11 protein-coding genes and 1 pseudogene are annotated in these 10969 nt (G+C 64.9%); 7 read left to right on the top strand and 5 right to left on the bottom strand.

What is annotated here, in order from left to right:
• Nucleotides 1-28: 28 nt before the first annotated feature.
• The 3 genes from LXM94_RS02480 to LXM94_RS02490 form a co-directional block, all read right to left on the bottom strand.
• Nucleotides 29-730, bottom strand: a complete 702-nt coding sequence (locus LXM94_RS02480; RefSeq protein WP_235769565.1) for a FadR/GntR family transcriptional regulator — start codon at nt 728-730, stop codon at nt 29-31.
• 2 nt (nt 731-732) lie between these two features.
• The gene (locus LXM94_RS02485) at nt 733-1761 is read right to left on the bottom strand and encodes a four-carbon acid sugar kinase family protein (RefSeq protein ID WP_235769566.1); all 1029 of its coding nucleotides are present in this window, start codon (nt 1759-1761) and stop codon (nt 733-735) included.
• A 473-nt stretch (nt 1762-2234) separates the two neighbouring features.
• Nucleotides 2235-3032, bottom strand: coding sequence for an NAD-dependent epimerase/dehydratase family protein (locus LXM94_RS02490; protein WP_235769567.1), 798 nt, complete (start codon nt 3030-3032; stop codon nt 2235-2237).
• A gap of 180 nt (nt 3033-3212) precedes the next feature.
• Here LXM94_RS02490 and LXM94_RS02495 point away from each other — a divergent pair, with 180 nt between their 5' ends.
• The 7 genes from LXM94_RS02495 (at nt 3213) to LXM94_RS02525 (ending at nt 9888) form a co-directional block, all read left to right on the top strand.
• Nucleotides 3213-3962: a FadR/GntR family transcriptional regulator gene (locus LXM94_RS02495; protein ID WP_235769568.1), complete on the top strand. Its 750-nt coding sequence runs from the start codon at nt 3213-3215 to the stop codon at nt 3960-3962.
• Between the two features lie 84 nt (nt 3963-4046).
• Entirely contained in the window at nt 4047-4952 is a 906-nt protein-coding gene (gene kdgD, locus LXM94_RS02500; RefSeq protein ID WP_235769569.1) for a 5-dehydro-4-deoxyglucarate dehydratase, read from the top strand.
• Between the two features lies 1 nt (nt 4953).
• Nucleotides 4954-6090: a mandelate racemase/muconate lactonizing enzyme family protein gene (locus LXM94_RS02505; RefSeq protein ID WP_235769570.1), complete on the top strand. Its 1137-nt coding sequence runs from the start codon at nt 4954-4956 to the stop codon at nt 6088-6090.
• Nucleotide 6091: 1 nt separating this feature from the next.
• Entirely contained in the window at nt 6092-6973 is an 882-nt protein-coding gene (locus LXM94_RS02510) for an amidohydrolase family protein (protein WP_235769571.1), read from the top strand.
• Between the two features lie 56 nt (nt 6974-7029).
• Complete coding sequence (locus LXM94_RS02515; RefSeq protein ID WP_235769572.1) at nt 7030-8004, top strand: TRAP transporter substrate-binding protein; 975 nt, start codon at nt 7030-7032, stop codon at nt 8002-8004.
• Between the two features lie 82 nt (nt 8005-8086).
• Complete coding sequence (locus tag LXM94_RS02520) at nt 8087-8608, top strand: TRAP transporter small permease (protein ID WP_235769573.1); 522 nt, start codon at nt 8087-8089, stop codon at nt 8606-8608.
• The gene (locus tag LXM94_RS02525) at nt 8608-9888 is read left to right on the top strand and encodes a TRAP transporter large permease (RefSeq protein ID WP_235769574.1); all 1281 of its coding nucleotides are present in this window, start codon (nt 8608-8610) and stop codon (nt 9886-9888) included. Before LXM94_RS02520 ends, LXM94_RS02525 begins: the two co-directional genes overlap by 1 nt.
• Nucleotides 9889-9909: 21 nt before the next feature.
• Here LXM94_RS02525 and LXM94_RS02530 read toward each other — a convergent pair whose 3' ends face one another.
• Entirely contained in the window at nt 9910-10545 is a 636-nt protein-coding gene (locus LXM94_RS02530) for a Vgb family protein (RefSeq protein WP_235769575.1), read from the bottom strand.
• A gap of 9 nt (nt 10546-10554) precedes the next feature.
• A pseudogene (locus tag LXM94_RS02535) lies at nt 10555-10969 on the bottom strand (helix-turn-helix domain-containing protein); the annotation flags it as partial.

Genomic DNA, 10969 nt, shown 5'->3' on the forward strand with positions numbered 1-10969 from the left:
CCCAAACACGGTCAGCGCAGGTCAGGCGCTATTTGCTTGCCTGGAAAAGCCGCTCGCGCGAGCCTGTCAGGTGATCGTGCATGAGTTGCCGCGCCATAGGGCCATTGCCGCCGGCAATCGCCTCGGCAATCGCCTCATGCTCTGCAAAGACGCGGGAGAGGCCGGAGCTCTCGCGTTTGACCGACGCGCCGTGAAACTTCATGCCGACCGCGATATGGTCCTTCAGCGCTTCCATTGCCGTGGAGAAATAGCTGTTCTCCGCAGCACGAGCGATCGCGAGATGGAACTGGAAGTCCGCGTCCTCCCGGTGCGACTGACGATTTGTGGCGTCCCGCATGAGTTCCAGCGCCTGCCGGATAGCAGCCAGGCTGGTCGCATTGTGGCGCACCGCCGCAGCGGCCGCCGCAGCGGGTTCCACGGTCAGTCGGAACTCGTAGCAGTTCAGCAGGTCTGCGATATTCTCCAGTTGTCCGAACCCGAGCGGCTCCCGCATGCCGACCGCCCGCACGAAGCTGCCGGCACCACGCCGCGAATAGATCAGGCCCTGTTCGCGCAGCCGCCGCAGCGCTTCGCGGACGATCGGGCGCGAAACCTCGAATTCCGCGGCCAGGTCATGCTCGGTCGGCAGGCGCTCATCCAGCTTGTACGCACCAGACTTGATTGCGCGATGCATGCGTTCGAAGACGATATCGCCGAGGCTTTTGCGGGTTGTTCCGTTCTCCAGTCCCATTGTCATACCGTGTTTTGGAGGATCCTGCTCGCTATGGTTCGTAGCGTATCCGGTTGCCCGAATCCTCCGGATTTCGCAATGATGCAGTGACTCCGGGCGTGGGCCAAGCCCAGGCCGGGCAGGCATTCGCCAAGCAGCCGGAAGCGCGAGACCCCCATCTTCTTCAACACCGCTTCCGCCGTGGCGCCGCCGGAGAGAATGAGCGTCCTCGCCTTCGGCACGAGGGCGGGGCAGACCGCATCCGCAAGATGACGGGAAACCTGGTGGGACGGGATGGATGTGGCTCCGGGAACCGCCTGCACCAGCGTGACGGCGCTTCCGTCGGGCGATATACCGTCCAGCTTGCCGTTCGGTGCCGGCAGGTAGCGCAGCCGGATGTCCGCTCGAAGCGCGTCGACCTGCGTCAGGGTGATCGGGTCGCGCGAGCCGATGACGAAAAGCCCGCCTCCCGCCGGTATCTCGGCCTGCCGAGCCCCCACGCCGCCGGTCATCTGCAGGGCCAGCGCCCCGGCGGCTCCGCGGGCTCCGATCAGAAGGTCGGTGCCGGCAGTCCACGCCGCTTCGAGTGCATCGACGATCTCGGCTTCGGATCCGGTATCGGGGATTGTCGCCCGTGCCGCATGCCGGCCGAGTCTCTCGGCGATCGGAATGGGGTCGTCGACGCCGAAGCCACGCACCTGGCCATATTTCACCACGCGCCCGAATTCCGGAATGGCCGGGATGACGAGCGCTGACGCAAACGGAGTGACGTCAAGTTCGGCAACGATGTTGCCCTTCAGGCGCGAGTCGACTTTCTTGAAGAGCCGGGTGCCTGACGGCAGATGGGAAAACACAGCCAGTGTCGCCCGCCGTGCCGTCTCCGCGTCGACGTCGCGCGAGCCGACATTGATCGAGAGTACCGCCGGCATCTGCTGCAGGGCTTCCGGTATTGCCTCCAGGGCCAGCACGACCTCCGTATGAAGACCTCTGCCGGCAAACGGTGCCGCACTATCCAGCGCGCCCGTCAGATCGTCGGCAAGAATGGTCAGCATGAAGCAGGTACCGGCTATTTGTTGTTATCTTTTATCGCGACTTAAATGTTGAAATGTCAACATTTAAAGGATGTAATATTACAAATTTTCGGATGTCTGTATTCGGCGTGCCGATTGCTGGTTCAGAGTATTCGCACGGTCGGCTCCGGCATTGCGCGTCGGCGCGGAGCGCCTGGGTATCAGTCGGCGAGGTCTCGATCGGTCGTGCGGAAGATGCGCGACCTGCGATCCGCAGGGCGCTGCCGCTTCCCGGCAAGCAGATCTCCTGCAGACCCGGTGCCATCCTCCCGCTGGCCGATACGCCGGGGATCCGGTTTGCGAAGCGTCGGATACCGGTCTCGCAAGCCGACTCGTCGCCGGCGGGCACGCCGAGCCGGGCCTCGATGGACGCCCGGGGGCATATGGTGTTGACGCGAATGGGCGGCGACTGAGAAGCCGCCATCTTTCGCCAAAATCGACGCTGCCGGCTGTCCTTACGTTTCCGGAAAGATCGGATCTTCGGTGAACTGGCCTCCTTGATAGCGCGAGAGTGCCGCATCCGGTGCGGGGCGCTCCAATTGGGCATCCAGTTCGGCGCGGAAGCGCTCCGCATTGTCGCGCGGCCGCCAGCCGAGATAGGCGGCATGCGCATTGTCCCACCATCGGCTGTCGTTGTCCGAAATGCCCCAGATGATCGGGCAGCCGAGCATCGGCGCGCGGAAGACGCAGGCGATCAGCGACAGGAAATCGTCATAGGACATCCAGGTCGAGAGCATCCGGTGGTTCTTCGGCTTCTCCATGCAGCTTCCGATGCGCACCAGCGCCGTTTCCTGGCCGAACTTCTCGAAATACAGGCGTGCAAGCGCCTCGCCGAAGCATTTCGAGACGCCGTAGAGACCGTCGGGCCGCATCGGCGCGGTCACGTCGATGTGCTGGTCCTGCCGATAGAAACCGACCGTATGGTTGGAGCTTGCGAAGAGGACGCGCGGCTTTTCGTGCGCGCGGGCCGCCTCGTAGAGATTGTAGAGCCCGAGCAGGTTCGCGTTGAGGATCTTCGAGAACTTGTCCTCTACAGAAATCCCGCCGAGATGCAGAATGCCGTCGCAGCCCTCGACGAGTTTGTGCACCGCATTCGCATCGCCGAGGTCGCAGGGAACGATCTCCTCATGCGGCTCGGCCCGCCCCAGGCCGGCAATGTCGGAGAGCCTCAGCGTTTCGGCTAAGCCCTTCAGTCGCGGGCGCATCGCGCGGCCGAGCCCTCCGGCCGCGCCGGTAATCAACAGTCGCTTCACGGTCTCTCCTCCGGTCGGTGGCGGGCGAATGGCCGAAAGGACATTCGGCCGGGCAAAGTCATCATACAGGTTGACGAATGCGGGTCAATAAGTCCTATATGTGTTCAGGCCTGCACGGATGTGACACAAGGAGCGGAGCGGTCCCGCGGAGTGAAGCGCCGCGGCGAAGGGGAGGTGAGCATGCGCGTTCTGGCAAAGACCGAGACGGCCGTTGCAGGCGGTACGTTGATGGAGCGCCTCGCCGACAGCCTGCGCAAGGCCATCGCCGCCGGTCAATTCCCGCCGGGCAGCAAGCTTCCAAGCGAGTCGCAGTTGACCGAAACGTACGGCGTCAGTCGCACGGTGGTTCGCGAAGCGATTGCAGCCCTGCGGGCAGATCGTCTCGTCGAGGCGCGACAGGGGGCAGGCGTGTTCGTTCTGGAGGCCGCCGCTGCGTTGTCGCCGGCACCGCTGCTGCTCCAGAACGTCGACCATGAACGCGTCTCCTCGATGATAGAACTGCTGGAACTCCGAACTGCCGTTGAAGTCGAGGCCGCCGGCCTTGCTGCCTTGCGCCGCTCGCCGGCACAGGAGGAAGTCATCATCGAGCGGCACTATGCCGTCCGCGCCTGCCTGGATGCCGCCAGGCCGACGAGCGAGGCCGATTTCGGGCTCCATCTCGCCATCGCGGAGGCTACCAACAATCCCCGCTTCCGCGAGTTCCTGGCAATGATCGGCAAGACCGTCATCCCGCGCGCAGCGCTGCGCGCGGGCGAACCGGAGACAGACCAGGCTGCCTATATCAACCTCATCCTCGACGAGCATCACGCGATCGTTGCGGCGATTTCCAGCGGGGACGAGGAGGGCGCACGCGCGGCGATGCGACGGCACCTGCGCGGCAGCCAGACCCGCTATCGCGCCCTGCTGCGCGAGCAGCGCAGGCATATCTGACAAACATGTATGATGACTTATTGACAGAAATGTCGACAAGTCATATTACAAGTTTGCCGGAGGAGGCAGCAGAGGACTTCAAGGATGACGCCGCAAGAGATCAAGGCCGCGCTTGGCGCCGGCCTGCTTTCCTTTCCCGTGACGCATTTCGATGCCGAGGGCCATTTTGCACCCGAGAGCTATCGCCGCCACGTCGAATGGCTGTCCGGCTTCGATGCGCCAGTGCTGTTTGCCGCCGGCGGTACCGGCGAATTCTTCTCGCTCTCGCCATCCGAAATTCCGGACATCGTCCGGGCGGCAAAGGAAGCGGCCGGCAAAACGGCGATCGTGTCCGGCTGCGGCTTCGGCACGCATGTGGGTGTGGAACTCGCCCGTGCGGTCGAGAAGGCAGGCGCCGACGGTATCCTGTTGCTGCCGCACTACCTGATCGACGCGCCGCAGGAGGGACTTTATGTCCATGTGAAACGCATCTGCCAATCGGTCGGCATCGGCGTCATGCTCTACAACCGCGACAACTCGGTGCTGTCTGTCGATACGGTCCGGCGGCTTTGCGACGAGTGCCCGAACCTCGTCGGCTTCAAGGACGGCACGGGCGATATCGGTCTTGTGCGCCAGATGACGGCCACGATGAGCGACCGCCTTACCTATCTCGGCGGTATGCCGACTGCGGAACTCTTCGCGGAGGCCTATCTCGGCGCCGGATTCACGACCTATTCGTCGGCGGTCTTCAACTTCGTGCCTGCCCTCGCCGTCGAATTCTACAAGGCGCTCCGTGCCGGCGATCGGCCGCGCTGCGAGGCCATCCTGAAGGACTTCTTCTATCCCTTCATGGCGATCCGCAACCGGCGCAAGGGCTATGCCGTCGCCGCCATAAAGGCGGGCGTGCGCCTGCAGGGCTTCAATGCCGGCAAGGTTCGCCCGCCGCTCGACGACCTGACCGTCGAGGAGGAAGGCATGCTCGAGGCGCTCATCGCGCCCTGGAAGCGTTGAGATGAAGATCGTCGCGCTCCGCACCCACCTTCTCGAGCACCGGCTTGCCGTACCGTTCGAAAGCGCGTCCATGCGCTTCGACCGCCGGGCGCATGTGCTTGTCGAGATCGAATGCGACGACGGCACGACCGGCTGGGGCGAATGCCTCGGACCGGCACGGGCGAATGCCGCCGTCGTTGCAGCCTATGCGCCCTGGCTCATCGGCGCCGATCCGCTGGAAACGGAGAAGATCTGGGCGCGGCTCTACAACGCGCTGCGCGATCAGGGCCAACGCGGCCTGACGCTGACGGCGCTTTCCGGCATCGACATCGCGCTCTGGGACATCAAGGGCAAACATTTCGGCGTGCCGGTCTCGACGCTGCTCGGCGGCCGCTTCCGCGAGCAGGTCCAGGCCTATGCCACCGGCAGCTTCAAGCGCGAGGGCGTCGACCGGGTTGCCGACAATGCCGAGGAGGCCGCCCGTTATCGCCAGCAGGGATTCCACGCGACCAAGGTGAAGATCGGCTTCGGCGTCGATCAGGATCTTGCCGTCGTGCGCGCCGTGCGCGAGGCGATCGGCCCGGACATGCGCCTGATGGTCGATGCCAACCACGGCTATGATGTGGTCGAGGCCGTCACGTTCGGCCGCCGGGCGGCGGACTACGGAATCGACTGGTTCGAGGAGCCGGTGGTGCCGGAACAGCTTGACGCCTATCGCGCCGTGCGGAGCGGCCAGCCGATCCCCGTCGCAGGCGGCGAGACCTGGCACAGCCGGTGGGGCATGAAAGAACCCGTCGAAACCCGGGCTGTCGATATCCTGCAGCCTGACCTCTGCGGCGTCGGCGGCTTCAGCGAAGCGCGGCGCGTGGCGGACATGGCCGCCCTTCACGGCGTTCGCGTCGTGCCGCATGTCTGGGGCACCGCCGTGCAAATCGCGGCCGCGCTCCAGTTCATGGCGGCGATGGTGCCCAGTCCCGTGCGCGTCGATCCGATCGAACCCATCCTCGAGTTCGACCGCACCGAAAACCCGTTCCGCCAGGCGGTGATCAAGACGGCGATCGAACATGAGCGCGGCGTCGTGCGGATCCCGAACGGGCCTGGCCTCGGCATCGAGGTCGACCGCGACGCCCTCGTCGCCTTCCGCATGAGGGACGACTGAGATGCTGGTCAGGCCGGTTGCGGGACGGACACCGACGATCCGACTGCCAAGGGGTGCAGTCGATGCGCAGATTCACATGTACCTGCCCGGCTTTCCGGCACTGCCCGGCGGACCGCCACTGCCGGCGGGCGATCTGCCCGACGCGGACCAGTATCGCAGGGTTATGGCCTGGCTCGGCATCGACCGGGTCATCATCACGCAGGGCAACGCGCACCAGCGCGACAACGAAAATCTGCTGGCCTGCCTTGCCGCGATGGGCGACGTCGCGCGCGGCGTTGCCGTCATCGACGAGGACACCGCCGAAGAAGAGATGGACCTGCTTGCCGGAGCCGGCGTCGTCGGCGCCCGGATCATGGATCTGCCGGGCGGGGCGGTCGGCCTTGCCGATCTCGAAGCCGTCGATGCAAGGGCCGCGGCGCGCGGCTGGATGCTTGCCGTGCAGTTCGACGGCAGCCATATCCTGGAGCACGAGGCGCGGCTCCGAGCCCTTCGATCCCGCTGGGTCCTCGATCATCACGGCAAGTTCTTCTCGGGCGCCGATCCGGACGGACCGGCGATCGCGGCCGTGAAGCGGCTGATCGACGACGGCCGCTGCTGGTTCAAGTTCGCCGGCGTCTACGAATCCTCGAAGAGCGGCGGCCCGGACTATGCGGACATCGCGCGCGCCGCGCGCGCCGTCGCAGTACATGCGCCGGAGCGCATCGTCTGGGGTACCAACTGGCCGCACAACCTGGCGAAGACCAGCGAAGACTATCCCGACGACGCCGACCTGACGGACACCGTGCTTGGCTGGCTGCCGGACGAGGCCGCCCGCCGGCTTGCACTCGTCGACAATCCCGAACGGCTCTTCGCCCTGCCGCCGTTCGAGCCCGCAGAAGACTGAAACCTGAGCGGTCCGGGCGAGGAGGTCCGGCCGTCATCATCAAGGAGGAGGACCACATGAAATTCGCAAGATCGCTCTGCCTCGCGCTCGGCTTCGCCCTTGCCGCCGGCACCCTGCATGCGCAGGAAGTCACCCTACGCTCGGCCGACATCCATCCGGACGGCTACCCGACGGTCGATGCCGTCAAATATATGGGCCAGCTCGTGTCCGAACGCACCAGCGGCCGCATCAAGATCGAGGTCACCAACAACGCCGCCCTCGGCCAGGAGAAGGACACGATCGAGCAGACGCGCTTCGGCGTCATCGACATGAATCGCGTCAATGCGGCGCCGTTCAACAATCTGGTGCCGCAGACGGTGGTTCTCGGCCTGCCGTTCCTGTTCCGCTCTACCGAGCACATGCACAAGACGGTCGACGGGCCGATCGGCGAAGAAATTCTCGCGGCCTTCGAGCCGCACGGTCTTATCGGACTTGCCTTCTACGATTCCGGCGCGCGATCCTTCTACACGACGAAGAAGCCGATCGAGAAACTGGAAGACCTGAAGGGCATGAAGATCCGTGTACAGCAATCGGATCTCTGGATCGCCATGATGGATGCCTTCGGCGCCAATGCGACGCCCATGCCCTTCGGTGAGGTCTATTCGTCACTCGAGACGGGTGTCGTGGACGGTGCGGAAAACAACTGGCCGTCCTACGAAAGCTCACGCCATTTCGAGGTTGCCAAGAACTACACGCTGACGGAGCACTCCCTCAATCCGGAAATCCTGGTCATGTCGAAGATGAGCTGGGACAAGCTGTCGCCTGACGACCAGAAGATCGTCAAGGAGGCGGCCAAGGAGTCGGTCGGCAAGATGCGCGAGCTGTGGCAGGCACGCGAGAAGGCTTCCGAGGAGACGGTGCGCGCTGCCGGCGTCAACGTCATCACGGTCGACAAGGCGGCCTTCGCCGACGCGATGAAGCCCGTCTATGACAAGTTCGTCACAGACCCGCAGATGAAGGATCTTCTTGAGCGCATCCGCGCAATTAATTGATGCCGCACCGACCGGTCCGGGGCAATCCGGACCGGTTTTCTGGTCGGGGCGCCTGTAGCCCGGTCCTCCGGAGGTAGAGAGAATGTTGTATTTCATCGAGGCGGTCCGGCCTGCACTTGCCCGGCTGAGCCGGGCGTCGCTCTATGCCGCCGGTGCAGGCATCGTCGCCATGACGGGGATCGTCGGCTGGCAGATTTTCGGACGCTACGTGCTTAACGACACGCCGAGTTGGTCCGAGCCGCTCTCGCTGCACCTGATGTCCTGGTTCATCATGCTGGGGGCCGCCGTCGGCGTACGGGAGAGCGTGCATCTCGGCCTCGATTTCGTCCGCCACTCTGCCCCGTCGTCGGTGCAGCGGATCATGGATCTTGCGAGCCTCGGCCTGATCGTCCTCTTCGGCCTCGCCATGACGTTCTATTCCGTGCAACTGGCGATCGGGACCTGGGGCGCCCGCATACCGGTCCTCGGCTGGCCGGGCGGCGTCGATTTCTTTCCGATGATCGCCGGCGGCCTGCTGATCGCGCTATTCGCGGCGGAACGGCTCGCCGACGCCCTCTGCGGAGCGAAGGCCGCCGCCGACGTGGTCGTGCAGGAGGTTGCCTGATGGCCTATACGATCCTCTTCGGTGTCTTCGCCGCGCTGATGATGATCGGCATGCCGATCGCATTCTGCCTCGGCATCGCAGCGCTCGCGACGGTCGCCTATCTGGGTCTGCCCCCGATCGTCGTGTTCCAGCAGATGAATTCCGGCATGAGCGTGTTCGCGATGATGGCGATCCCGTTCTTCATCTTTGCCGGTGACCTGATGGTGCGCGGCGGCATCGCCGGGCGGCTTATCCGCTTCGCCGCCGGCGTCGTCGGGCACCTGCGCGGCGGCCTTGGCCAGGTCAATATCGTCGCCTCGACGCTCTTCGGCGGCATCTCCGGCTCGGCCGTCGCGGATGCGTCGGCGGTCGGCGGCCTGATGATCCCGCAGATGGCTGCCCGCGGCTACGATCGCGGTTATGCGGTGAATGTCACCGTCAACGCGGCGATCATCGCGCTGATGATCCCGCCGTCGCACAACATGATCCTCTATTCGATCGCCGCCGGCGGCAATGTCTCGGTCGCCGATCTCTTCACGGCCGGCGTCCTGCCGGGCCTGCTGCTTGCCGCCGCACTGATGGTGACCGCCTATGTCGTCGCCCGCCGTCGCGACTATCCCTCGGAGCCATTTCCGGGCTTTCGACGTCTCGGCTTCTATTTCTTCGCCTCCATCCCGGGACTTCTGCTGATCGGCATCATCTTCGGCGGCGTGCGGTCCGGCATCTTCACGGCGACGGAGAGCTCCTGCATCGCCGTGTTCTATGCACTGCTCGTGGCGCTTCTCGTCTACCGCGAGCTCAACTGGCAGGGTTTCGTCGAAGCGGTGCTGGGAGCTGTGCGCACGACGGCCATGGTGCTGCTGGTCATCGGCACCGCGGCCTCGTTCGGTTGGCTCATGGCCTTTCTGCAGGTTCAGCAGCAGATGGTCGCGGTCATCGGTGCCATCTCGGACAATCCCGTCGTCGTGCTCCTGCTGATCAACGTGGCACTCTTGCTGCTCGGCACCTTCATGGACATGGCACCGCTGGTGATCATCACCACGCCGGTGCTGCTGCCGGTCGCCAAGGCCTTCGGCATCGATCCGGTGCATTTCGGCGTGGTCATGATCCTCAATGCCGGCATCGGCCTCAACACGCCGCCGGTCGGAACGGTGCTTTTCGTCGGCTGCGCGGTCGGGGGGATCTCGATACGCGAAGCCATGCGCACGATCTGGCCGTTCTTCGGCGCGAGCGTCGCCGTCCTGATGCTGGTCACCTTCGTGCCGGGCATCTCGCTCTGGCTGCCAAGCCTCTTCAAATGAGGCCGAATACGCGCGCCGTTCTCACTCCGTGCGGGGTCGACGAACGGCCCTGATCTTGCCGCTTGGTCCGCCGCCGCAATAGAACTCGCCGCGGCCGTCGGATTCCATGCCGGAGATGCCGATGCCCAGCGGCATCTCGATCACTTCCAGCACGGCGCCCGTCTCCGGCTCGACCCGCCGGATGTCGCTTTCGTCGCCTTCCCAGCTGGCGTGCCAGAGTTCGTTGTCGAGCCAGGTCACGCCGGTGACGAGGCGGCTGCATTCGATCGTACGCAGGACGGCTCCCGTTTCGGGATCCACCTGGCGGATCTTCCGGCCGCGGTATTCTCCGACCCATAGGCTTCCCTCGGCCCATGCGAGCCCGGAATCGCCACCGTTGCCGGGTGTCGGTATCGTCGAAAGCACGCGACCGGTCTTCGGGTCGATCTTCTGGATACGATCCTCGGCGATCTGGAAGAGATGCTGGCCGTCGAAAGCCGTGCCGGCGTGCGCCGCAACATCGAACGAACGGACGGCAAGGCCGCTTTCGGGGTCGATCGCGTTCAGCTTGTCGCCCGAGGCGAACCAGAGATGGGTGCCATCGAAGGTAACGCCGTGCACATGGGCGTCTGCGAAGGGGCCATATTCACGGAGGATGTCGGCGCGAGATTTTTTCATATGCCTATCCTATTCGTTCGGCAGCGGACCGGGGAGTAACAAGACTGTCGGGAATCCGGGGACGGGCGGGGTCATCCAGCGCCGGGCGCGGCCGCGGCCGACCGGTTGAACCTTGCCCATGCTCGCCAGTTGGTCGAGCGCCCGCTGCACCGTCCGCGGGCTGGTGCCGAGCGCAAGCGCCAATGCCGAACTCGACCAGAATTCCCCGTCGGCCAGGAGGGCAAGCACGACCGCGTGCTCGCTCTCGACCGGCGGCGCGAGCACGACGACACCCTCTCCGGCACGCGGTGCCAGAATAAAGCCGCGCGGCGTCGCATTCAGGTCCGCCAGCGGGCGGAGTTCCGCGCGCAGCCTGCCAATCTCCACGCGCAGCCGTGCCCGATGCGACTCGTCGGCATGTTTCGCACCAAAAGCACGGACGAGA

It is taken from the genome of Rhizobium alarense, assembly GCF_021555155.1.
GTDB lineage: Bacteria > Pseudomonadota > Alphaproteobacteria > Rhizobiales > Rhizobiaceae > Rhizobium_D > Rhizobium_D alarense.